Consider the following 23040-nt stretch of genomic DNA (forward strand, 5'->3'; position numbering starts at 1 on the left):
GCGCCATGCTAGCCAGTTTCCATGCGCCAGATTCCCCGCCTTTTCGTCGATCAGCCGCTTGCGCCGGGTGCGTCCCTCACGCTTGAGGGGGGGCAGGCCCATTATCTGGGCACGGTGCTGCGGCTTGGCCCCGGCGCCGAAGTGCGCTTGCTCGATGACGCGACCGGCGAATGGGCGGCGACCATCCTCGATGTGCGCAAGCGCGCTCTGACGCTGACGCTTGCCCGGAATGTCGCGCCGCGCGAAACCCCGCCCGATCTCTGGCTGCTGGCGGCGCCCATCCGGCGGGAACGCTATGAATGGATCGTCGAGAAGGCGACCGAGCTTGGCGTGGCGCGAATCCAGCCGGTGCTGACCGAGCGGACCAACCGCGAGCGCCTCAACCTCGACCGGCTGCGCGCCCATATGGTGGAGGCCGCCGAACAGTGCGAGCGCACGGCGCTTCCCGAGCTTTCTGCCCCCGTTCCGCTCGCCGGGCTTCTCGATGGCTGGCAGCCCGGCCGCCAGCTTCTCTTTGCAGATGAAGATGGCGGGGCGCCCATGGCAAGCCTGTCGCCGCGCCTTCCGGCTGCCCTTCTGATCGGGCCTGAGGGCGGCTTTTCGCCGACCGAGCGCGCCGCGATCCTGCGGGTGGGCGGCGTGGCCAGGCTTTCGCTTGGCCCCCGCATCCTGCGCGCCGATACGGCCGTCGTTGCCGCCATTGCCCAGTTCCAGGCGTTCGCGGGCGCCTGAGCGCTGCTCGAATCCGTCTGGCGCATGCAGCGGCGCGCGGCTAAGGCCGGCCCATGAGCAACAAGAGCGAAACTGCCGGCGACAGCGCGCCGATCAGCGGCATGGACGACATGATCGCCCTGTTCGAGGGCGGCGAGAAGCCGCGCGAAAGCTGGCGGATCGGCACCGAACATGAAAAATTCGTGTTCCGCCTGAAGGATCATCGCGCCCCCTCCTATGAAGAGGCGGGCGGAATCCGCGACCTGCTCATGGCCTTCACGCGCCATGGCTGGGAACCGGTGGAAGAGGGCGGCAAGGTCATTGCCATGAAAGGCCCGGATGGCAGCCTGAGCCTTGAGCCGGCCGGCCAGTTCGAGCTTTCCGGCGCGCCGCTGGAAACGCTGCACCAGACCTGCGAGGAAACCGGCCGCCATCGCCAGCAGTGCCTGGAGATCGGGGCCGAACTCGGCCTCGGTTTCCTCGGGCTCGGCTTTCACCCGACGGCTGCGCGCGCCGATCTGCCCGTCATGCCCAAGGGCCGCTACGCCATCATGCTGCGCCACATGCCGCGCGTTGGCAGCCTTGGCCTTGACATGATGCTGCGCACCTGCACGGTCCAGACCAACCTCGACTATGCCGGCGAAGCGGACATGGTGCGGAAGTTCCGGGTCTCGCTCGCCCTGCAGCCGCTGGCGACAGCGCTGTTCGCCAACTCCCCCTTCACCGAGGGCAGGCCCAATGGCTTCCTGTCCTTCCGCAGCCATATCTGGACGGATACGGACCCGGCGCGCACGGGCATGCTGCCCTTCGTCTTCGACGAGGGCTTCGGCTATGAGCGCTATGCCAACTATGCCCTCGATGTGCCGATGTACTTCGTCTATCGCGACGGCCGCTACATCGATGCAGCGGGCCAGAGCTTCCGCGACTTTCTCGAAGGCCGCCTGCCGGCGCTGCCCGGCGAAAGGCCGACCATCGGTGACTGGAAGGATCATCTTTCCACCGCCTTCCCCGAAGTGCGCATGAAAAGCTATCTCGAGATGCGGGGCGCGGATTCCGGCCCGCAATCCCGGATCTGCGCGCTGCCGGCCCTGTGGGTCGGCCTGCTTTACGACCAGGTTTCCCTGGATGCGGCCTGGGATCTGGTGAAGGGCTGGTCGATCGAGGGCCAGCAGCAGATGCGCGATGAGGTGCCGCGGCTGGCGCTTGGTGCTGCGGCCCCCGATGGCCGGCTGCTGCGCGCCCTTGCGAAAGAGGTGCTTGCGATCGCCGGCGACGGCCTCGACCGCCGTGCCCGGCAGAACGGAATCGGGGACAGCGAATCCGGTTTCCTCAGCCCCCTTCACGAAATCGCGGAAAGCGGCCTGACCCTTGCCGACCGCCACCTCGAAGCCTTCCACGGCCGCTGGGGCGGCAAGATCGACCCGATCTGGGACGAAGCGCTTTTCTGAGGCCCATCAGGGGGCGCCATTTACAGGTGCCCCCTTGCAGATATCTCCTTCAGCGCGCTGCGATGGCGTAAAGCGCGATTGCGGCGGCGTTGGAGACGTTCAGGCTTTCCACCGTTCGGCGGATGGGCAGCCGTGCCACCACGTCGCAATGTTCGCGGGTGTTGTGGCGCATGCCTTCGCCTTCCGCGCCCAGCACGAGGGCGATGGGGGCAGGCGTGAGCGCTTCGGCCAGCGGCAGGTCTGCCTCTCCGGCAAGGCCAACGCGCCAATAGCCCGCTTCGGCGATTTCATCGAGCGCGCGGGCAAGGTTCACCACCCTTATCCAGGGCAGGATTTCGAGCGCGCCGGAAGCCGCCCGCGCCAGCGCACCGGATTCGGGCGGGCTGTGGCGATCCTGGGTGATGATGGCGCGCGCCCCGAAGGCCGCGGCCGAGCGGATGATTGCCCCGACATTGTGCGGGTCTGTCACCTGATCGAGAAGGACGAGGGGGGCCATCGGGTCCGGATCGGAAAGCACCTCGTCGAGCCAGGGGTCTTCGAGCGGCTCGAGTTCGAGCACGAGGCCCTGATGCGGCGCATCGTGCGGCACGAGGCGGGCGAGATCCTGCGCATCCCCATATTGCACCCGCAACCCTTCAGGAATGACGATCTTCGCCAGTTCCTCATGGGTGCCGTAAAGCTTGCGCAGTTTGCGCTCGGGGTTGTCGAGCGCTGCATAGACGGCATGGCGTCCATAGAAACGCGGGCGGTTCGGATCGGGGCGGTTGGCGGTCCCGTGGCGCTTGTTCGGTCGTCGTCCCATGGCCCGCCCTTAGCAGGAAAGCCGGCCTTGGACAGCCGAAAGCAAAGGGGTGGCCGTGCAGCCGCGACAGCCGCGCTTCAGAGCTTCAGGGCTTCAGGGCTTCAGGGCTTCGCCCATCGCCGCAGCAGATTGTGATAGACATGCACAAGCCGGTCGATGTCTCGGTCATCCGGCGCACGCCCCGCCGAAAGCGACTGGATCGACTGGTCGAGATCGAAGAGCAGGGCGCGGGCAGAGGTGTCCGCGACAGCGCTCTGCATCCATGTGATGGCGCAGATGCGCTGGCCGCGCGTTACCGCTGTCACCTGGTGCAGGCTGGAGGATGGGTAGAGCACCATGTCCCCGGCTTCGAGCTTCACTGCCTGTGCGCCGAACTGTTCCTCGATCAGCAGTTCGCCGCCGTCATAGTCTTCCGGGTCGCTCAGGAAGAGGGTGGCGGAAAGATCACTTCGGATGCTGAGGCCGGAGCCGGGCAGCCGCATGAGGGCTGCGTCGCTGTGCGTGCCGTAATGGCCGCCATTCTGATAGAGGTTGAAGACAGGCGGCCAGATCTTTTCGGCAAGCGATGCCGACAGGAAGAGGGCGTTGTGGCCCAGACGGCGCAGGATTTCCGTGCCCAGCCGGCGGCCCAGTTCATCCTGCAGGTCGAGCTGCAGATTCTGCTTCACCGCGACCGAGCGCGTTCCGGCGGTCTGATTGCCGTCGATCCATGCCGCGCCTGCCAGTTCCTTGCGGAACCGCAGAACCTCGTCCCTGTCGAGCAGCTTTTCGATGATGGTGAGCATGTCGCTTGGCTCCTGAATGGGGCTCCTGAATGGGGTGGCGTCGATGTGGCTGGGAGGACGTCGGGGGCAGACCGGGCTGCCCCCGCGCCACAGGATCAGAACCGGCCTGTCAGCGTCAGCATCGCGCGGCGTTCATCCCCCTTGTAAAGAAAATGGCCGCTCTGATAGCCGGCGAGATAATAATCCTCGTTGCTCAGGTTGGTGATGTTCACCCGCGCCGAGATATTTTCGCTGAATTTGTAGGAAGCGAAGGCGTCGAACGTCCAGTAGGAGGGGATGCGGTAGGTATAGACGCCAAGCGCCGTATCATAGCTTGCGGCCGCATCGGGTTGTCCGGCGAACATTGCGCTCTTGTAGGTGGCGCCGCCCCCGAAGGCGAAGGCGTCGCTGAGCTGATAGCGCAGCTGCGCATTCGCCTGTGTGTCGGCGAAGTTGCTGAGCTTGCGGCCGATCGTTGCAGCATTGCCGGATTCGAGGATTTCGGATTCCATCACAGTGATGCCGACCTGACCACTCAGCCGTGCGGTGATGTTGCCGACAAGGCCCAGCTCGATTCCGCGCACACGGTTCTTGCCGGTGTTGAGGCTGCCGCCCGTGCTGTAGCCGTCACCGGCGGATTCGAAGACATCGGACTTGGTGATCTGGAAGGCTGCAGCCGTCAGCAGGAGCTGGTTGTCGAACAGGTCGGCCTTGACCCCAAGTTCAAGGTTTTCCGTGCCCTCGGGGCGGCCATCACCGATGTCGGTTCCCTCCGCCACGCAGATGCCGCCATAGCCGCAGTTGCCGCCAAGGTCGGATTCACCACCGTTGATCGACTTTGCCGTGCCCCAGTTGAAGTAGAGATAGACATTCTCGACCGGCTTCACGCCGATGCCGGCATGGCCGTTCCACAGCGTGTCACTGTAGCGATAGTCGGTCCTGTTTCCACCGCTCAGCACGGCGTTGCTGTAGGTGAAGGCATCCACCCGCACACCGCCGTGAACGGACAGCCAGGGCGTGATGTCCACCGTGTCCATCAGATAGACCGACAGGGTTTCGACATTCCAGTCGCTGTCGATGACACCGAAGCTGATGTCGCGTTGCAGGATATTGTGGATGTCGCCCACACTGACCTGCCGGCTGGCGTCGGTGATGCACCAGCCCGGCTGCAGCCCGCCGCGCCCGGCAACAGTGCAGTTGGAGGGGCCGTTCGTCGTCAGATTGTAGGTGCCATTGGCGACGCGAAGGTCGGAATATTCCGCCCCGGTCACCAGATTGTGCCTTATTCCGCCTGTCCTGAAGTCGGCGATCAGGTTGAGCTGGTTGACGAAATAGTCGACCGACTGGTTGCCCTGGTGGGTGCTGAGCGTCAGCGGCCCGTAGCTGCCTGTCGCCGGATCATAGGCGCCGCCGCGCAGGCCCGTCAGCACATAGCCGTTCGACGTTTCCCCGTAGCGCGTCGCGTTCCGGATGGTGAAGCCCTCGAATGGCGCAAGCGTGATGCTGGCCGTGACGCTGTCCACATCGGATTCGAGAAAATCCTCGGACTGGGCGTAGTTGGGCACATCGTCCCACGGGCGGTAGACTGTCACATTGCCGGGGCCTGTTCCGGTCGGGCGGGGCACATAGCCGCCAAGGTCCGGCAGGTCTTTGGCTGTCAGGTGATAATAATCCAGCACAAGCCTGAAGCTGTCACTGGGCTGGTAGGCTGCCGACAGGGCCGCGCCGATGCGCTCCCGGTCGGAAAAGCCGCGCCCGGGAATGTCCTCATGGCCATAGAGAAGGTTGGCGCGGACGGCGAGGCTCTCCGAAAGGGGAAGGTTGCTGTCGAGCGTGACGCGGTAATAATTGTCGGTGCCTAGGCCGGCGTCGACGCGATGGAAGCCATGGTCCGTGCTCGCCTGCTTTGTGATTGCGTTCACCGCGCCGCCAGTCGCGCCGCGCCCGGCGAAGGACGAACTCGGGCCCTTGGTGATTTCGATCTGGTCGACCACGAAGGTTTCCCGCGTGGTCATGCCCGGGTCGCGAAGCCCGTCTACAAAAACGTCGCTTCGCGCTTCATGGCCGCGGATGATGTAACGGTCCCCGAAGGCATTGCCATTTTCGCCCGTGCCAAGGGTGATGCCCGGCTGGCTGACGAGAACCGCGCGCAGGTCGCTGACACCCTGTTCCTCGATCCGGGCTTCGGTGAGCACGGTGATGGTGGCCGGGGTTTCAGCCAGCGGCTTCACCCGGCGCACGTCGCCGGAAATACGCGCCTTGTAGGGCGCGCCCCTCTGGGCATTGGGGTTGATGTCCGCCGTCGAATCCTCGATCTTCAGCGTGTCCAGTTCCACTTCCTCGGCATTCTGGGCCTGCACCGGGCTTGCAAGCACGGCCGCAGTGACACCAAGGGCACGCAGGCTGACAGGGCGAAGCACCCGGCCTTTCGGGCTGTTCATCAAAAACATTCCTTTCTTCAGTATGTTCGAAGCGAATAGTCTATCGGCAAGGACAGGGTGACGCTGTCCTGCCGCATGGATTTCGGGAAGGGCGGCAAGGGGGAGACCCGGTGCATCAGGTCCAGCGTCGCCAGGTCGAGCCGTTCGTGGCCGCTGCTGCGCTTGATGGACACGGCAGATACATCGCCATTGCGCGCCACCGTGAAGCGGACAGTGACGATGCCCTGTTGCCGCGCCTTCTTCGCTTCCGCCGGATAGGTCTTCCGGCGGTTCAGATGCGCGCTGACCATGGAGAAATAGTCGGCCTGGCGCTGTCTGGCCTTCGGGTCGCTGCCATGGGCTTCGCCGGGTTCGCCTTCGGTTCCCGAAGCGAGCCCTGTGGCCACCGGACCTGTGCCTGGGCCGGGCGGCGTGACGGCCTGAACGCCTGTCGTGGGCTGCGACGCTGTGGTCGGGATCCGGGCAAGGGGTTGCGTGACCGGTTCCGGGGGCGGCGCTGGCTGCGGCTGGGTTACGGCGCCATCGGACAGCGGCGCTTCGGGCTGCCGGGCATCAGCCGGCTGCGGCCTCGGTTCCTGCGGCAGGCCTGGCTTGTCCATGGCGGCCGCTTGCGTGGCGCCTGCCGGTTCTGCCCTGTTCTGCCCGGTATCGCCTGCTGGTGGCAGCGTCACCAGAATAGCGGGCTCCGGATAAGGGGCGGGGCGTTTGTCTGCGCCGGCCGCCACGGCCAGCGCGATGGCGCCGCCATGTGCCACCAGCGCCAGAGCGCCAGCTAAAGCCCACTGCCTGTTCATGGCGATGCCGGATGCCAGAATCATGCCGCCCCGGCCGCTTCTGCTCCCATGAGGCCGATCTGCAGATAGCCGGCAGCGCGCAGGGTGTTCATGGCCGCCATGATGCTGTCGTAGGTGATGCTTTTGTCGGCGCGCAGGAAGATGCGCTGCCCGCGGTCAGCTCCGGTTGCCTGGATGATGGCCGTTCCGAGCGTGCCGGCTGTTACCGGGTCATCGCCGACCAGCATGGTGCCATCCGCCCGGATCGTCAGGAACACGGTCTGCTCCGGCCGCTGGGCCTGAGCGGCATTGGAGGCAGGCAGGTCAACCTTCACGTCAACCGTCGCCAGCGGTGCCGCAACCATGAAGATGATGAGCAGCACCAGCATGACGTCGATGAAGGGCGTGACGTTGATTTCATGTGCGACCGCGAGATCCTCGCTGCCGGAAGACAGGCGCAGCGCCATGGTCAGTCCCCCTCTGCCTGCAGGGTGCCGCGGCTGAGATCGCGGGAGACAAGACGCAGGAGCGTTGCCGAACTGTCGCTGACGATGGCGCGATGGGCGGCGATCTGGCGGGCGAAATGATTGTAGATGACAACGGCCGGAATGGCGGCCACCAGCCCGAGCGCCGTTGCCAGCAGCGCCTCGGCGATGCCGGGCGCGACGACCGACAGGTTCGTTGTCTGTTTCTCGGCAATGCCGATGAAGGCGTTCATGATGCCCCAGACAGTTCCGAACAGCCCAACGAACGGTGCGGTTGCACCAATGGTGGCAAGGATGGTGACCCCTTGCGTCATCCTGCGGCTGACGAGCGCCTCATGACGTTCGAGACGGGAAATGATGCGTTCCTTGAGACCATCGCGGTCATGGAGGGCTTCGGCCGACTGGCTTATTTCCGCCCTTGCATGTGCGACGAGTTCATCAGCAGCAGTCTCTGTCGGCAGAGCGGAAAGCGAGCGTGCCGCATTCAGGCCCGCCAGCAGCCCTTCGGCTTCCTGTCGGGCTCGTCGCAGTTCGATGCTTTTGGCGATGAAGACCGTCCAGGTAATGATCGAGGCAATCACAAGCCCGATCATGACAGTCTTCACCACCCAGTCTGCCTGCGCGAACATGCCGCCAACCGACAGCTGCGTCGGGATTTCCGGGCTTGCCGCCATGGCGGGGCAGGCCATGAAGAGCAGGGCGAGTCCGGATAATTCCGCTGGTCTGGCTGCTGGTCGCAAGGGCAGGCTCCATCATAAAATGCAAATGATTCGCAGAAACAGTCTGCGGCCATTTGCACCATTCCGGCCTTGTTGCAACTGATTTTCAATAAAAAATACAGCTTGCCGCCATGACGTGATTCATCGGGCGCGCGCGCCAGGCCATGCGGCGTTCCATCCATGTCCGGCAGCGCCCGAAATTCATTGGAATGGCCTGGCGGGATTGCGCCTCATGCGCACTGCAGGCGTTTATCGGTTCGGTGATCCGGGCCGTGGCGCAAGGGGGCGCCGGCGGAAACGGGGGCAGGGGGAGCGGGGGGCTGGAGCGGGTAGCGGGAATCGAACCCGCGTATTCAGCTTGGAAGGCTGCTGCACTACCATTGTGCTATACCCGCCCGCCACTGTGACGCCCGTGCGCGTGACACCCGTGCCTGGGCGTGGGGTTGCGCGGGGCCAGACCGGTGGTGGAGGGGGTTGGATTTGAACCAACGTAGGGAAAACCCGGCAGATTTACAGTCTGCTGCCATTGACCGCTCGGCCACCCCTCCGGAACCCCGGTCTGGAGGCGGGGCACATGGCGAATGACGCGGGGCTTGTCAACCACCTGGCGCATGCTTCGGCAGGCTCTTTCCCTGAAACATGTGTTTCGGCCATATGCGACCGGGGCGGCTCCTTCTTTTCCGCAGCGGCATGCCGGGCGCTATGTCGAACTGGCCGTCAGGGAAGGGCGCAACATCCGCTTGCATGGCGGCCGGAGCTTACGTATAGCCGCGCCTCTCGCGCTCTGCAGGAGTGTAGCTCAGTTGGTAGAGCATCGGTCTCCAAAACCGAGGGCCGGGGGTTCGAGTCCCTCCACTCCTGCCAGCGCCTGATCCTGGCCCTTCCGGCCGGATCAGGAACTGGAATGCGGCGGGAACTGTTTTTTGGCGGCCCGGCCGATGCCTGTAAAACGGGGTGTCTGCCGGGCGGAACTGTTGGTGGAAACGATGGCGAAGGTCAGCCCGGGCGAATTCGTCCGTCAAGTCAGGGCAGAAACCGCGAAGGTCACCTGGCCGTCGCGCCGGGAGGTTGTGCAGACGACCATCCTCGTCCTCATCATGACTGCGATTCTCGCGCTGTTCTTCCTCGGCGTGGACCAGGTGCTGGGCCGCGCCATCCGTTTCCTTCTTGGCCTGGGGGCCTGATTCATGGCGCGCTGGTACATCATTCATGCCTATTCCGGCTTCGAGAACAAGGTTCGCGAGCAGATCCTCGCCGATGCCGCGCGCCTCGGTCTGGAGCCGATGGTGGAGGCCGTCGAAGTGCCCACCGAAAAGGTGACGGAAGTGCGTCGCGGCAAGAAGGTGCAGAGCGACCGCAAGTTCTTCCCCGGCTATGTGCTCGCCAAGCTGGAAATGAACGATCAGGTCTATCACCTGGTCAAGAACACCCCGAAGGTGACAGGCTTCCTCGGCGCTTCGGGCAAGCCGCAGCCGATCAGCGAATCCGAAGCGGCCCGCATCCTCAGCACCAAGGCCGAGGCGGAAATCGCCCAGCCCAAGGCCCGCAAGAAGGTTTCCTTCGAGATCGGGGATTCAGTGAAGGTGCTCGACGGGCCCTTCGCCAGCTTCTCCGGCCTTGTCGAGGAAATCGACTATGAAAAGGGCCGCGTGAAGGTTTCCGTTTCGATCTTCGGCCGCGCAACGCCGGTCGAGCTGGATTTCGACCAGGTCGAGAAGGCGAAATAGGTTTCACGCCACCTGCGGGTGGCGGGACATGCCGGTGTACCGCGGTCGGGCGCTGGCAGACATCGTGGGAGGCAGGGCATATGCCCCAGCCGTTCGGACCACACGGCCGCACAGTCGGAGGGAAGGGCGCCCGAGCCCGACCCTGAATGGAGTGAAACGATATGGCAAAGAAGATTACGGGCTATATCAAGCTGCAGGTGCCCGCCGGCAAGGCGACACCCAGCCCGCCCATCGGCCCCGCGCTCGGTCAGCGCGGTGTCAACATCATGGAATTCTGCAAGGCCTTCAACGCGCAGACCGGCGGCATGGAAGCCGGGATGCCGATCCCGACGATCATCACCGTCTATGCCGACCGCAGCTTTTCCTTCGTCACCAAGACGCCCCCGGCCAGCTTCCTTCTGAAGAAGGCCGCCAACCTGAAGTCCGGCAGCCAGACTCCGGGCAAGGGCAAGGCGGTTGCCACCGTGAAGCAGTCCGACATCCGGGCGATCGCGGAAACGAAGATGAAGGATCTGAACGCCAACGATATCGAGATGGCGATGCGGACGATCGAAGGTTCTGCCCGCTCGATGGGCCTCGAAGTGGTGGAGGGCTGATCCCATGGCCAGGCTGACCAAGAAGCAGAAGGCTCTGTCCGCGACTGTCGAGCCGCTGAAGCTCTACCCCGTGGATGAAGCGCTTTCGATGGTGCGGGCGAACGCAACCGCGAAGTTCGACGAAACCATCGAAGTTGCCGTCAACCTCAATGTCGATCCGCGCCACGCTGACCAGATGGTCCGCGGCATGGTGACCCTGCCCAAGGGCACCGGCAAGACCGTGCGCGTGGGCGTCTTCGCCCGCGGCGCCAAGGCTGATGAAGCCAAGGCTGCCGGCGCCGATGTCGTTGGCGCCGAGGATCTGCTGGAAATCGTCCAGGGCGGCACGATCGATTTCGATCGCTGCATCGCCACGCCGGACATGATGGGCCTCGTCGGCCGCCTCGGCAAGGTGCTGGGCCCCAAGGGCCTGATGCCGAACCCGAAGCTCGGCACCGTGACGATGAACGTCGGCGAAGCCGTGAAGGCTGCCAAGGGCGGCCAGATCGAGTTCCGCGTCGAGAAGGCCGGCATCATCCATGCCGGGCTCGGCAAGGCGAGCTTCCCGCAGGAAGACCTGAAGGCCAATCTCGACGCCTTCCTCGATGCGCTTGTGAAGGCCAAGCCGTCGGGCGCCAAGGGCAAATATGTGGAAAAGATCGCGCTTTCGTCCACCCAGGGCAAGGGCGTGAAGGTGGACCCGGCTACGGCGCTCGGCGCCTGAGACGGCCACACAGCCAGACAGGAAAAGGCCGGGGGAAACCCCGGCCTTTTTTTGTTCCATTAATGCAGATCATGAAAATGCCCGGATCATCATATTCTTAAATTCATAGATCCAATTCATTACATGGGCGCTTGATTCATGATCCTGAATACCTTGATTCAAGGTCATTTTCGCGTGTAGGCTGCCATTCAGGAAACTCTGTTGTTTCCTGTTGTTTGTGTATGCGTTCAGGGGGCAGTCATGAAAACAATATCGCAGCGGCTGGAAGAATGCGGCGGCTTCGGGCCGGGCTTTGATTTCATAAGGATCGCGCTGGCCTTCGGGGTCATGGCATGGCATTGTGTCGCCATTGTCGAAGGCAGTACGGCCAGCGCCCGGGACAGTATGGCGTGGCCATTTGCATTCTCGATTCTGCCCATGTTCTTCGCCCTTTCGGGTTTTCTTGTCACTGGCTCGGCCCTTCGCCTGCCATTGCGCGAATATGTCCTGAACCGGACATTCCGGATCGTGCCGGCACTTGCAGTCGATATCGTGTTCTGTGCCTTGTTTCTGGGGCCTCTGATTACCAGCGTTGGTCTGAGCATCTATTTTTCAGACCCGGAATTCTTCAGATATTTTCTGAACATAATCGGTTGGATTCATTATGAATTGCCCGGCGTTTTCGAGAACAACAGCTATCCTTCCGTAGTGAACGGCGCGCTCTGGACAGTTCCTTACGAGATTCTCTGCTATATCATCATGTCGGCGCTGATAGCCCTTGGTCTGGTGCGAAACTGGAAGCTTGTTATCGGGCTTGTGCTGATCATCACGACGACCGCATCGGCGCTTTATCTGGCAGATGTGCAACCGGCCCAACCGCTGGCCGGCAAATTCTTGAACTTCCTGTTCTTCAGCAAGGGCGCCAGTCTGATACCCTGTTTTCTGGCCGGTTCAGCTGTCTATCTCATGCGGGATTTCCTGCCCTTCGATGGCCGGATAGCCGGGGTTGTGGCCATGGGGCTGGTTGCTCTCAGCCTTTTCGCGCCCCCTGCCTGGTTTGATAATCCCATCTTCATTGCAGCATCGGTGCTTCCGTTGACCTATCTTGTTGTCTGGCTGGGCCTTGTCCGTCTTCCGAAGCTGCCGTTGTTTGACCGGGGGGACTATAGCTACGGCGTTTATCTTTATCATTTTCCCATTCTGCAATTGATGCAGATGAAACTGGATTTCCAGTCCTGGCCGGTTCTGCTTGCGGCCGGGCTGGCGCCTGTGACACTCTTTGCCATGTTCAGCTGGCACAGCATCGAAAAGCCCGTGTTGCTGCAACGCAAGCGCTTCTCGCGCGTGGGCGCAAGGATCGCCGCCGCGGAAAGCCGGGCTGCAGAAGGGCGCAAGTCCGTGGCGACTGGCTGAAAGCCCTGCCGTCATGCGCGGCCATGTGGAACCGGCGCCGCCATTGCTGGTGGCGCCGCTCTTGACCCTGGCGCTCCAGCCTGTATAGGCGCGCATTCTGTCTGCAGGCGTCCGCGTCTGCGGCACCGTCCGAGATTGCAGGTGCGGCCATTTTCTGAATGGGCGTTTAAGCCTTCGGGGCCTGCATGAGACGAGGAACGATATTGCCCTCCCATGGCCCAGGCCTTGCGGGGGGATCTGCAGGAAGCGCAGCTTCCCTGCCGGCGATCCTTTTCGGACGGGCCATCGGGGCCCGGATATCCTGGCTCCATGGCTCAACTGGCGCACTCCTTTACCGGGAGGGTGCCGCAGTGAATGGAGTGAGCATGGATCGGAACCAGAAGAAAGAGCTGGTCGCCAATCTCGCGAAGACGCTCGCCGAGACGCAGGTGGTTGTGATTACCCGCAACCATGGCCTCACGGTGGCGCAGGTGACCGACCTGCGCACGCGGATGCGTGGGGCGGGCGCCGAGTTCAAGGTGACGAAGAACCGGCTTGCCCGCATTGCCCTCGAAGGCACGCCCTATCAGGACATCGGCTCCATGCTGGTTGGTCCCGTCGGGCTTGCTACCTCCGTCGACCCGGTCGCAGCTGCGAAGATTGCGGTCGAGTTCGCGAAGACCACCGACAAGTTCGAAATCGTCGGCGGCGCGATGGCGGGGACTGTTCTCGACGTGAACGGAGTGAAGGCGCTGGCCGAACTTCCGTCGCTCGACGAACTGCGGGCAAAGCTGGTTGGCCTGTTGCAGGCACCGGCGACCAAGGTGGCCCAGCTGGCGAATGCGCCGGCGGCCAAGCTTGCGCGTGTTTTCGCGGCCTATGGCGACAGCCAGGCTGCCTGAAGCAATATCCTGACAGATTGGAGTTATCGAAATGGCTGACCTCAACAAGATCGTCGAAGAACTTTCGGCTCTCACCGTCCTCGAAGCCGCTGAACTGGCCAAGCTTCTCGAAGAAAAGTGGGGCGTGTCCGCCGCTGCTGCCGTGGCCGTCGCCGCTGCTCCGGCCGCTGGCGCTGGCGCCGCTGCCGCCGAGGAAAAGACCGAGTTCGACGTGATCCTCACCGGCGACGGTGGCAAGAAGATCAACGTCATCAAGGAAATCCGCGCCATCACCGGCCTCGGCCTGACCGAAGCCAAGGCGCTGGTCGAGTCCGCGCCGAAGGCCGTGAAGGAAGGCGTGAACAAGGAAGAGGCCGAAAAGGTCAAGAAGCAGCTGGAAGAAGCCGGCGCCACTGTCGAGCTGAAGTAAGCCCGACCGTGACCGTGCGCTGGCCAGGCCAGCGCACGCGCTTCACGATTTCGAAGGGGGCGGCGCCATCCGGCGCCGCCCCTTTTTCGTGCCGTCTTGCTGCTGATCCAGAAAGCCGTCTGCAAAATCGGTCGTCGGCAAGGCCTCGACCAGGCCGTCGGTTGCGCGGTGGATCATCCCGAGCGCCCTGTTGGTGAGGGTATGAAAGCGCAGGAAGCTTCTGTCCTCGCCCATGAGCATGGCGTCATGCGGCAGGAGTCCCAGTTTTTTCAGGGCTTCAAGGGCCAGCGTGCCCGCGCTTTCCCCGCCGCTGTCTGCCGGAGCGTGCCCAAGTAGGGCCGGCCTGATCTGTACACACAGCAGGCGCTGATCCGCTGGCAGGGCAGGGGATGCAAAGGCGCTGACATCACGGAGGCGTTTCAGCAGGCGGTCCCCGACAATCTCCGCATAGGAGAATGCCAGCTGCCCGGCCCGATGGACATGGAGGATGAGGGTCAGCGTTTCCCCGGCTTCGGTTTCGAGCGGAAGGGCCTTGCCGCCGACATGAACAGGCGCGAAGGCGCGCGAGGCCATCAGGGCGCGGGACGCCGTGCGGACATGCAGGGCATGTTCGCCGCTTTGCCGTGTCTCTAACCGCACGCGCGCGGCGACCCCGTCGCGCTCGACATGGATCGACAGGACATCTTCCCCGAACGCCACCCTGCCGCCCAGCGCCCCTAACCGGGCGAGCAGCGCGCGGTTGAGCGCGGCAGACCCGCCCACGGGATAGAGAAAGGGTGTGCCAAGGCTTGCTGCGGCCCGCATTGCGCTGGCAGCGAGGCGCCTTGCCTTGTCGCCTTCTCCGGCGGTGAGCGATTTCAGCGCCACCATGGCGTGAAAGGCAATACGGGTGAACCCCATGGAAAGGCGCCGCCCGGCCAGAAACCCGATGCAGGGGTCGGGCGCCAGCGCGATGCCGAGATCGTCGCGGAGGAGGGCATGGAGGGCAGGCCTGTTCTCGATCAGGTGGGCGGCATTCTCGACATTGGCGTGGCCGAACAGCGTTGGCGCCGCCCATGCCCCGCCAGGCAGGGCGGCCCTGTCCAGCAGCAGCACGCGGCGGCCTTCGCCGGCCAGGGCGATGGCGCGCAACAGCATCAGCGGGCTGGTGCCGATGCCGATGAAGTCTGCGTCTGCGGCTGGTGTCTGCATGGCCCATGCGATGGCGCGCCGGCGCGCCGGGGGCAAGCCGGAGATGATGCGCCTTCATGCCATGGGCGCGCTTGCCGGGCCGGGGGAGGCTGCCCTAGAGACGGCAGATCACAAGCGGGGGCAGGGATGGAAGGCAGACGCCGTCGGGCGGTGATCCTAGTCGAGAATCTGCCGGTGCCGCTGGACCGCCATGTCTGGCAGATGGCGCTTGCCCTCCGGGATGCCGGCTGGGCTGTCAGCGTGATCTGCCCTGCCACGGCCGCCCACCCCGAACGGCGCCTGATGCTGGATGGAATCGACATCCGCCGGCACTGGCTGCCTGCCGAGGGCCATGGGTTTTTCGGCCTGCTGGCGGAATATGCAGTCGCCCTGTTCGAGGAGGCGCGGCTTCTTCTTGGCCTCCGCATCGAGGGGCCGGTCGATGTCGTCCATGTCTGCAACCCGCCCGACCTTCTGTTCCTCGTGGCAGCCCCGTTCCGCCTCCTGGGGGCGCGCATCCTCTATGATGTGCATGACCTTGTGCCCGAGTTATTCGAGGCCCGCTTCGGGCAGCGCCGGCTGATCGGCCGCATGGTCCGCGCGGCAGAATGGCTGTCGGCCCGCCTCGCCGACCGCCTGCTCGTTTCCAACGACAGTTTCCGCGACCGCATCCTCGCCCGCTGCCCGGTCGCGCCAGACAGGGTGGATACCTGCTACACCACTCCGAAAACGGCGTTTCTGGGCACGCCGCGTGCGCTCGAAGCGCCGGTCCGGCCTCGCATTCTCGGCTATCTGGGTATCATGGGGGAACAGGATGGCATCGACCATCTGATCGACATGGTGGCGGAACTGAAGGGGCCGTTGGGGCAGGCTCAGGTGAAGGCGCTGCTTGTGGGCGATGGCCCGGCGCTTCCGGCGGCCCGCGCCCGTGCACAGGCGCTGGGCCTCGGCCCGGATGACATCGCGTTCCACGGCTTCCTGACGGGCGAACCCTTGCGCGCCATCCTGCAGCAGTTCGACATCGGGATCATCCCCGACCCGCCCAATGGTTTCAACGACATCATCCCCATGAACAAGGTGTTCGAATATTCCGCGCTCGGCATTCCCAGCGTTTCCTATCCGCTGGCGGAAACATGCCGCCTGCTTGGCGATGCCGGAACCTATGCCGAAGGGCCGACCCCCGCAGACCTTGCCCGCGCCACCCTGCGCCTGCTTGATGACCCGATGTTGCACCTGGAGAAGGCGAGGGCCGCGCTCGCGCTGTCGCGGGCGCGTTTCCGCTGGGAGACGGAAGCCGCCAAGCTCGTTGCGGCCTATGAGGCGATGGTGCCCGCGAGAGGGGCCCCGCAGTAGGGCGGCAGCGGACGCGCCGCGTCGCGCACTGCATCGATGACATGCGCGACCTCCGCATCCCGCAGCATGGCGTGGATGGGCAGTGACAGGGCGGTTCCGGCATGGGCGTCGGCCACGGGAAAGGCCGCCGCCTGCCATTCCTCTGCGAAGACCGGTTCGCGCGGAAGAGGGCGCGGGTAATGAATGGCGGTGGGCACGCCGCGCGCGGCAAGCGCCTCGGCAAGGGCATCGCGTGCCGGGCTGTGCACGACGAACTTGTGCCAGGCATGAACGCCCCCGGATGGTGCGGGGGCGGGGAGGGCAAGGCCGGTATCGCGCAGGCCATCCCGGTAGCGCCCGGCGATCCGATCACGACGGTGTGTCCAGGCTTCATGATGGTCGAGCTTCAGGTCCAGCACTTCGGCCACTATGGAGGACATCTGGCTGTTGCCGCCCGCGCTTAGGCTGATCCCGTCCGCGCGGCCATGGTAGCGAAGGCGCCGCACGGCCTCGGCGAGCATCGGGTCATCGGTCAGCACCGCTCCGCCGCTTCCGGGGGCGCCCAGCACCTTCGTCGGGTCGAAGCTGATGGCGGATGCCGCGCCCGTGCCGCCACAGGCGCGGCCATTGTGGCTGGCGCCGAAGCCCTGTGCGCCATCTTCCACCAGCAGCAGCCCGTGGCGTTCGGCGAAGGCTTCGATTTCGGCCGGGGGGCGCATCGCCCCGAAAAGCTGCACGAAGACCATGGCGCGACAGCGCGGCGAAAGGGCATCGGCAGCCTTGCTGAGATCCATCATGCAATCACCCGGCACAACATCGACAAAGACCGGGCGCGCGCCTGCGCGGCTTATGGCGAGCGCCGTGGCCACGAAGGAGACGGCCGGGCAGAGCACATCGTCCCCCGGTCCGATGCCAAGAGCCTGCAGCGCGAACAGCAGAGCATCCGAGCCGGATCCGACGGCGACTGCGTGGCGCCGGCCACAGTGGCGGGCGATCCGGCTCTCCAGCCGGGAAACGGCAGGCCCCTGCAGAACCTTGCCCGAAAGAAGGACTTGCTCGACCCGGGCCAGAATCGCTTCCTTCAGGGCCTCGGCTTCGCGGGCAGCAGCGAAAAAATCCATCCCGCCCTCAGGCATGGCCGGCAGCCACCGCATGTGTGCCGGACAGGCGTTGCGCCCCCGGCAGCAGACCTGCCAGAAATTCAAGATAGGCCGGCAGGCCGGCTTCGAGCGGACGGGGGGCAGGCAGGCCAAGGATTGCCCGCGCCTTGCCGATATCGAGCGCACCGCGCCTTGGCCGGACTGGATCGGACTTTCGCGATACCCGGACACCCAGGCCGGGATTGAGGCTGGCGAGGATCCGCAGTGCTTCCGACAGGGTTCGCGCCGTTCCCGAAGCGATGTTGAAGACCTGGCTGGCGGCCTCGGGGATGAGGGCGGCACGCGCCAGCCCGTCGGCGAGATCCTCGACCCAGGTGAAATCTATGGCCGTTGCGTCCGGGTTTTCGGCGCGCAGGGGCATGCCGAGAAGTGCTCCCTCGCAGAAGCGCTGCAGAACGCGCCCGTTCACGTCCGTCGGGCCATAGACACCCGAAGGGCGCACGATCACGCATTCGATGGCCGTTCCAGCAAGGCCTTCTTGCACGATTGTCTCGCTTTCCAGCTTGTAGCGGCCATAGAGGCCAAGCGGGCGGGTCGGCGCATCTTCCGGGTTCGGGTCCGAGGCGAAATGCCCATAGACCATCGAGGATGAGACGTGGACAAGCCTGCGGACGGATGAGCCGGGCAGGGCCTTCACCAGGGCGCGTGCCGGCCCGGCGATGCTGGCTTCGGCCTCTTCGGGATGTTCCTCGGCAAGGCCGACGAGGGGCAGGGCGGCAAGATTGACGAGGATCTCCGGCCCGAAGGCATCGAGGGCGCGCGCGATGTCCCCGTCTTGGAGAAGATTGCCGCGCTGGCAGGAAATGCCGCGCAGTAGCACATCTGTTCGGTGATCGATGGAGTACTGGAAGAAGGGGGGCAGGGGAAGCGACCAGAGCAGGGCGAAATTGTCCAGAAGACGGACGTCATGGCCCATGTCCGCCAGCCGGCGGGCAAGATGTGCGCCTATGAAGCCGGCGCCACCGGCCACGAGTATCCTGCGCCTGACAAACTCCATGCCCTGAGGCCCCCTGCTTGCGGGTGGGCCCCTCCGCCGCCCGAAGCGCCGACCTGTTTACAGCCATGCGGAAGCTGCGACAATGGGTGCAGGCTGGGGGTGCAGGCTGGCCGTGCTTGCCGACACCCTGCTGGCTTCACGCCCTTTGACAGCCGGCGGAGCTTCGCCTACAGGGCGGCCTGAAGTCATCCTCCGGGACAGGGGCCGCCGTCGCGCAGTGGCCTTCAGGCATGGGGGGCATGGCTTTTCGGGATGCGACGCCGCTTGCCAGGAAAAGCCTTGGCACTGCGGCTTTTCGTGTCTTTGCAGCGCACCGGATTTTGAACGAAGGACCCGTGCCACATGGCGACCAAGGCCGCTGACCCCGTCCGTTCCACCCCCGCGAATCGCTTCCGCTCCACAAGGCGGATCCGCCGGATCTTCGGCAGCATCGGCGAAGCCGTGCAGATGCCGAACCTCATCGAGGTCCAGCGCGAGAGCTATCACCAGTTTCTCTTTTCGCGCCCGCAGGACGCCTATGTTTCCGGCCTCGAGAAGACGTTGCGCTCCGTCTTCCCCATCCGCGACTTCGCCGGCACGGCCGAGCTCGACTTCGTTTCCTACGAGCTCGAGGATCCGAAATACGACAAGGAAGAATGCCGCCAGCGGGGCATGACCTTTGCCGCGCCCATGCGCGTGACCCTGCGCCTCATCGTGTTCGAGGTGGATCCCGACACCGGCACCCGCTCCGTCATCGATATCAAGGAGCAGGATGTCTACATGGGCGACATGCCGCTCATGACGGAGAACGGCACCTTCCTCGTCAACGGCACCGAGCGGGTCATCGTCTCGCAGATGCACCGGTCGCCGGGCGTCTTCTTCGACCATGACCGTGGCAAGACCCACAGCTCGGGCAAGTATCTCTTTGCCGCGCGCGTCATTCCCTATCGCGGTTCCTGGCTCGATTTCGAATTCGATGCCAAGGACATCGTGAATGTCCGCATTGACCGCAAGCGCAAGCTTCCGGTCACGGCGCTGCTCTACGCCCTCGGGCTGAACAGCGAGGAAGTGCTTCATCATTTCTATGGCCAGGTGCGCTGGGAGCGTGACGCCAGGCTCAATGGCTGGCGCATGCCCTATGTCGCCGAGCAGTGGCGTGGCGTGAAGCCCGGCTATGACGTGCTGAATGCCGAGACGGGCGAGCTTCTCTTCCCGGAAGGGCAGAAGGTCACGCCGCGCACGGCGCGCAAGGCGCAGACGGATGGCGTGCAGACGCTGCTTGTCCCCAATGACGAGATCATCGGCCGCTATTCCGCTCATGACCTCATCAACGAGCAGACGGGCGCCATCTACATCGAGGCTGGCGACGAGATCGCGCAGGAGCATCTCGATGCGCTGGCCGAAGCCGGTTTCGCCCATATCGACGTGCTGGACATCGACAATGTGAATGTCGGTCCCTGGATCCGCAACACCATGAAGGCCGACAAGGCGACGGCTGCGGACAGCACGCGTGACCAGGCGCTTGCCGACATCTACCGGGTGATGCGCCCCGGCGAGCCGCCGACGCGCGAAACGGCCGAAGCGCTTTTCGCCGGACTCTTCTTCGATGCGGAGCGCTATGACCTCTCGGCCGTGGGCCGCGTCAAGATGAACATGCGCCTCGGCCTCGATGCGCCCGACGACCTGACGACGCTGCGCAACGAGGATATCCTCGCCGTCGTGAAGACCCTCGTCGACCTGAAGGACGGCAAGGGCGAGATCGACGACATCGACAATCTCGGCAACCGCCGTGTCCGGTCCGTCGGCGAACTGCTGGAGAACAGCTATCGCGTCGGCCTGCTGCGCATGGAGCGCGCGGTGAAGGAGCGGATGAGCTCGGTCGACATCTCCACCGTGATGCCGAACGACCTCATCAACGCCAAGCCGGCCGTTGCCGCCGTGCGCGAGTTCTTCGGCTCCTCGCAGCTTTCGCAGTTCATGGACCAGACGAACCCGCTGTCCGAAGTGACGCACAAGCGCCGTGTTTCGGCCCTTGGGCCGGGCGGCCTCACGCGGGAGCGTGCGGGCTTCGAGGTGCGCGACGTTCACCCGACCCACTATGGCCGGATCTGCCCGATCGAAACGCCGGAAGGCCCGAACATCGGTCTTATCAACTCGCTGTCCACCTTCAGCCGCGTGAACAAATATGGCTTCATCGAAACGCCATACCGGAAGGTGATCGACTGCAAGGTCACGGACGAAGTCAACTATCTTTCGGCCATGGAAGAAGCGCGCCACACCATCGCCCAGGCGAATGTGGAGCTGGACGCCGAAGGCCGGATCGTCGACGAACTGGTCTCCGCGCGTCAGGCCGGCGAATTCCTGATCGCCCCGCGCGAGCAGATCACGCTGATGGACGTCAGCCCCAAGCAGCTGGTGTCCGTCGCCGCGTCGCTTATCCCCTTCCTCGAAAGCGATGACGCCAACCGCGCGCTCATGGGCTCCAACATGCAGCGCCAGGCGGTGCCGCTTGTGAAGGCCGAGGCGCCGTTTGTCGGCACCGGCATGGAAGAAACGGTGGCGCGCGATTCCGGCGCCGCGATTGCCGCGCGCCGCGCCGGCATCGTCGACCAGGTCGACGCGGGCCGCATCGTCATCCGCGCGACCGAGGATGTCGAGCCGGGCAAGTCCATGGTCGACATCTACACGCTGATGAAGTTCCAGCGGTCGAACCAGGACACCTGCATCAACCAGCGCCCGTTGGTGAAGGTGGGCGACCTTGTCGCCAAGGGCGACATCATCTGCGATGGCCCGTCCACCCAATATGGCGAACTGGCGCTCGGCAGGAACGCGCTCGTCGCCTTCATGCCCTGGAACGGCTACAACTACGAGGATTCCATCCTCATCAACGAGCGCATTGTCCGCGAAGACATCTTCACCTCGATCCACATCGAGGAATTCGAAGTGATGGCGCGTGACACCAAGCTCGGGCCGGAAGACATCACCCGCGACATTCCCAATGTCGGCGAGGAAGCGCTTCGCAATCTCGACGAAGCCGGGATCGTCTATGTCGGCGCCGAAGTGGAGCCGGGTGACATCCTGATCGGCAAGATCACGCCCAAGGGCGAAAGCCCGATGACGCCGGAAGAAAAGCTGCTGCGCGCCATCTTTGGCGAAAAGGCGTCCGATGTACGGGATTCGTCCCTGCGTCTGCCGCCGGGCGTTGCCGGCACCGTCGTCGAGGTGCGTGTGTTCAACCGCCACGGCATCGACAAGGACGAACGCGCCCTCTCGATCGAGCGCGAGGAGATCACCCGCCTCGAGAAGGACGCCGAGGACGAACGCAGCATTCTCGACCGCGCGACCTTTGCCCACCTCAGGGACATGCTTCTCGGCCAGACGGTCGTGGCTGCCCCCAAGGGCGTGAAGAAGGGTGTTCTCATCGACGAGGAACTGCTTTCGTCCGTCGCCCGCCGCGACTGGTGGAAGTTCGGCGTTGCAGACGATCAGGTCCAGGCGAACCTCGAAGCATCGCGCGCGCAGTATGACGCGCAGCTGCAATCGATTGCGGCCCGCCTCGAGGACCGCAAGGACAAGCTGCAGCGTGGTGACGACATGGCGCCGGGCGTGCTGAAGATGGTGAAGGTGTTCGTTGCGGTGAAGCGCAAGCTTCAGCCGGGCGACAAGATGGCCGGCCGCCACGGGAACAAGGGTGTCATCAGCCGCATCCTGCCTTCCGAAGACATGCCCTTCCTCGAAGACGGCACTGCGGTCGATATCGTGCTCAACCCGCTGGGCGTTCCCAGCCGCATGAACGTCGGCCAGATCTTCGAAACCCATCTCGGCTGGGCCGCACGTGGCCTTGGCCGCCAGATCAACGGGCTGCTCGAGGACATCCGCCACAAGAACGAGACGGCCGTTGCCGAGGCGAAGGGCGATCTCGATCTGCTGCGGCAGAAGCTGGGTGCGATCTATGGCACGCAGGTCGATGTCGCCTCCATCTCCGACGAGGAGCTGATGGCCTTTGCCGAAAGCCTGGTGCCTGGGGTTCCCATGGGCACGCCGGTGTTCGATGGCGCAAAGGAAAGCGATGTCAGCAACATGCTCGAACTGGCCGGGCTCGACAGCTCGGGACAGGTGGAGCTGTTTGACGGCCGCACCGGCGAGGCATTCGACCGCAAGGTGACCGTCGGCTACATCTACATGCTGAAGCTGCACCACCTCGTGGACGACAAGATCCACGCCCGCTCGATCGGGCCGTACAGCCTCGTCACCCAGCAGCCGCTGGGCGGCAAGGCGCAGTTCGGTGGCCAGCGCTTCGGGGAAATGGAAGTGTGGGCGCTCCAGGCCTATGGCGCTGCCTATACGCTCCAGGAAATGCTCACGGTGAAGTCGGACGATGTCGTCGGCCGCACCAAGGTCTATGAGGCGATCGTCAAGGGCGACGACACCTTCGAGGCCGGCATCCCCGAGAGCTTCAACGTGCTGGTGAAGGAAATGCGGTCGCTCGGCCTCAACGTCGAGCTGAAGACTTCCGACATCGACGCCGAAGCCTGAGCACAAGATCTTGAC

20 protein-coding genes and 3 tRNA genes are annotated in these 23040 nt (G+C 64.4%); 12 read left to right on the forward strand and 11 right to left on the reverse strand.

The window, feature by feature from the left end; all coding sequences use genetic code 11:
• Positions 1-21 precede the first annotated feature (21 nt).
• Entirely contained in the window at positions 22-732 is a 711-nt protein-coding gene (locus ACUJ46_RS04925; protein ID WP_445389311.1) for a 16S rRNA (uracil(1498)-N(3))-methyltransferase, read from the forward strand.
• A 53-nt stretch (positions 733-785) separates the two neighbouring features.
• Positions 786-2159 (forward strand): glutamate--cysteine ligase, encoded by a 1374-nt coding sequence (locus ACUJ46_RS04930; protein ID WP_445389312.1) that lies wholly within the window; start codon positions 786-788, stop codon positions 2157-2159.
• A 49-nt stretch (positions 2160-2208) separates the two neighbouring features.
• Here the strand turns inward: ACUJ46_RS04930 and rlmB are convergent, their stop codons facing one another.
• The 8 genes from rlmB to ACUJ46_RS04970 all read right to left on the reverse strand — a co-directional run bounded on the left by rlmB (position 2209) and on the right by ACUJ46_RS04970 (position 8691).
• Positions 2209-2961 carry a 23S rRNA (guanosine(2251)-2'-O)-methyltransferase RlmB gene (gene rlmB / locus ACUJ46_RS04935; protein ID WP_445389313.1) on the reverse strand — a complete coding sequence of 251 codons (753 nt, stop codon included), beginning with the start codon at positions 2959-2961 and terminating at the stop codon, positions 2209-2211.
• A gap of 101 nt (positions 2962-3062) precedes the next feature.
• A complete protein-coding gene (locus ACUJ46_RS04940) occupies positions 3063-3746 on the reverse strand; it encodes a Fe2+-dependent dioxygenase (protein WP_445389314.1) in 684 nt (227 codons plus the stop codon).
• Between the two features lie 95 nt (positions 3747-3841).
• Positions 3842-6166, reverse strand: coding sequence for a TonB-dependent receptor (locus ACUJ46_RS04945; RefSeq protein WP_445389315.1), 2325 nt, complete (start codon positions 6164-6166; stop codon positions 3842-3844).
• A 17-nt stretch (positions 6167-6183) separates the two neighbouring features.
• Positions 6184-6984 carry a TonB family protein gene (locus ACUJ46_RS04950; RefSeq protein WP_445389316.1) on the reverse strand — a complete coding sequence of 267 codons (801 nt, stop codon included), beginning with the start codon at positions 6982-6984 and terminating at the stop codon, positions 6184-6186.
• Positions 6981-7406 carry a TonB system transport protein ExbD gene (exbD, locus tag ACUJ46_RS04955; RefSeq protein ID WP_445389317.1) on the reverse strand — a complete coding sequence of 142 codons (426 nt, stop codon included), beginning with the start codon at positions 7404-7406 and terminating at the stop codon, positions 6981-6983. The genes ACUJ46_RS04950 and exbD overlap by 4 nt, the downstream gene beginning before the upstream one ends.
• A gap of 2 nt (positions 7407-7408) precedes the next feature.
• A complete protein-coding gene (exbB, locus tag ACUJ46_RS04960) occupies positions 7409-8113 on the reverse strand; it encodes a tonB-system energizer ExbB (protein ID WP_445389318.1) in 705 nt (234 codons plus the stop codon).
• A 351-nt stretch (positions 8114-8464) separates the two neighbouring features.
• Positions 8465-8538 (reverse strand) — tRNA-Gly (locus ACUJ46_RS04965).
• Positions 8539-8605: 67 nt separating this feature from the next.
• Positions 8606-8691: transfer RNA gene (locus ACUJ46_RS04970), tRNA-Tyr, on the reverse strand.
• Positions 8692-8931: 240 nt separating this feature from the next.
• Between ACUJ46_RS04970 and ACUJ46_RS04975 the strand changes: the two genes are divergently transcribed.
• The 8 genes from ACUJ46_RS04975 to rplL all read left to right on the forward strand — a co-directional run bounded on the left by ACUJ46_RS04975 (position 8932) and on the right by rplL (position 13851).
• Positions 8932-9007, forward strand: a tRNA-Trp gene (locus ACUJ46_RS04975).
• A gap of 122 nt (positions 9008-9129) precedes the next feature.
• Positions 9130-9327, forward strand: coding sequence for a preprotein translocase subunit SecE (gene secE, locus ACUJ46_RS04980; RefSeq protein WP_445389540.1), 198 nt, complete (start codon positions 9130-9132; stop codon positions 9325-9327).
• Positions 9328-9330: 3 nt separating this feature from the next.
• On the forward strand, positions 9331-9870 hold the full coding sequence (gene nusG, locus ACUJ46_RS04985; protein ID WP_445389319.1) for a transcription termination/antitermination protein NusG: 540 nt from the start codon (positions 9331-9333) through the stop codon (positions 9868-9870).
• A 161-nt stretch (positions 9871-10031) separates the two neighbouring features.
• A complete protein-coding gene (rplK, locus tag ACUJ46_RS04990) occupies positions 10032-10466 on the forward strand; it encodes a 50S ribosomal protein L11 (RefSeq protein ID WP_445389320.1) in 435 nt (144 codons plus the stop codon).
• Positions 10467-10470: 4 nt separating this feature from the next.
• On the forward strand, positions 10471-11169 hold the full coding sequence (rplA, locus tag ACUJ46_RS04995; protein ID WP_445389321.1) for a 50S ribosomal protein L1: 699 nt from the start codon (positions 10471-10473) through the stop codon (positions 11167-11169).
• A 201-nt stretch (positions 11170-11370) separates the two neighbouring features.
• Positions 11371-12561 (forward strand): acyltransferase family protein, encoded by a 1191-nt coding sequence (locus ACUJ46_RS05000; RefSeq protein ID WP_445389322.1) that lies wholly within the window; start codon positions 11371-11373, stop codon positions 12559-12561.
• A gap of 365 nt (positions 12562-12926) precedes the next feature.
• A complete protein-coding gene (rplJ, locus tag ACUJ46_RS05005) occupies positions 12927-13442 on the forward strand; it encodes a 50S ribosomal protein L10 (RefSeq protein WP_445389323.1) in 516 nt (171 codons plus the stop codon).
• A 31-nt stretch (positions 13443-13473) separates the two neighbouring features.
• A complete protein-coding gene (rplL, locus tag ACUJ46_RS05010; protein ID WP_445389324.1) occupies positions 13474-13851 on the forward strand; it encodes a 50S ribosomal protein L7/L12 in 378 nt (125 codons plus the stop codon).
• A gap of 42 nt (positions 13852-13893) precedes the next feature.
• Here the strand turns inward: rplL and ACUJ46_RS05015 are convergent, their stop codons facing one another.
• Positions 13894-15042 carry a hypothetical protein gene (locus ACUJ46_RS05015; protein WP_445389325.1) on the reverse strand — a complete coding sequence of 383 codons (1149 nt, stop codon included), beginning with the start codon at positions 15040-15042 and terminating at the stop codon, positions 13894-13896.
• Positions 15043-15168: 126 nt separating this feature from the next.
• Between ACUJ46_RS05015 and ACUJ46_RS05020 the strand changes: the two genes are divergently transcribed.
• On the forward strand, positions 15169-16374 hold the full coding sequence (locus ACUJ46_RS05020) for a glycosyltransferase family 4 protein (protein WP_445389326.1): 1206 nt from the start codon (positions 15169-15171) through the stop codon (positions 16372-16374).
• On the opposite strand, the gene ACUJ46_RS05025 is transcribed toward ACUJ46_RS05020, so the two are convergent.
• Together ACUJ46_RS05025 and ACUJ46_RS05030 are read right to left on the reverse strand one after the other, a co-directional pair.
• Complete coding sequence (locus ACUJ46_RS05025; RefSeq protein WP_445389327.1) at positions 16335-17474, reverse strand: DegT/DnrJ/EryC1/StrS family aminotransferase; 1140 nt, start codon at positions 17472-17474, stop codon at positions 16335-16337. The genes ACUJ46_RS05020 and ACUJ46_RS05025 overlap by 40 nt on opposite strands.
• Positions 17475-17481: 7 nt before the next feature.
• Positions 17482-18510 carry an NAD-dependent epimerase/dehydratase family protein gene (locus tag ACUJ46_RS05030; protein ID WP_445389328.1) on the reverse strand — a complete coding sequence of 343 codons (1029 nt, stop codon included), beginning with the start codon at positions 18508-18510 and terminating at the stop codon, positions 17482-17484.
• Between the two features lie 342 nt (positions 18511-18852).
• Between ACUJ46_RS05030 and rpoB the strand changes: the two genes are divergently transcribed.
• Entirely contained in the window at positions 18853-23025 is a 4173-nt protein-coding gene (gene rpoB, locus ACUJ46_RS05035) for a DNA-directed RNA polymerase subunit beta (protein ID WP_445389329.1), read from the forward strand.
• Positions 23026-23040 lie beyond the last annotated feature (15 nt).

The organism is Sandaracinobacteroides sp. A072 (assembly GCF_052616365.1).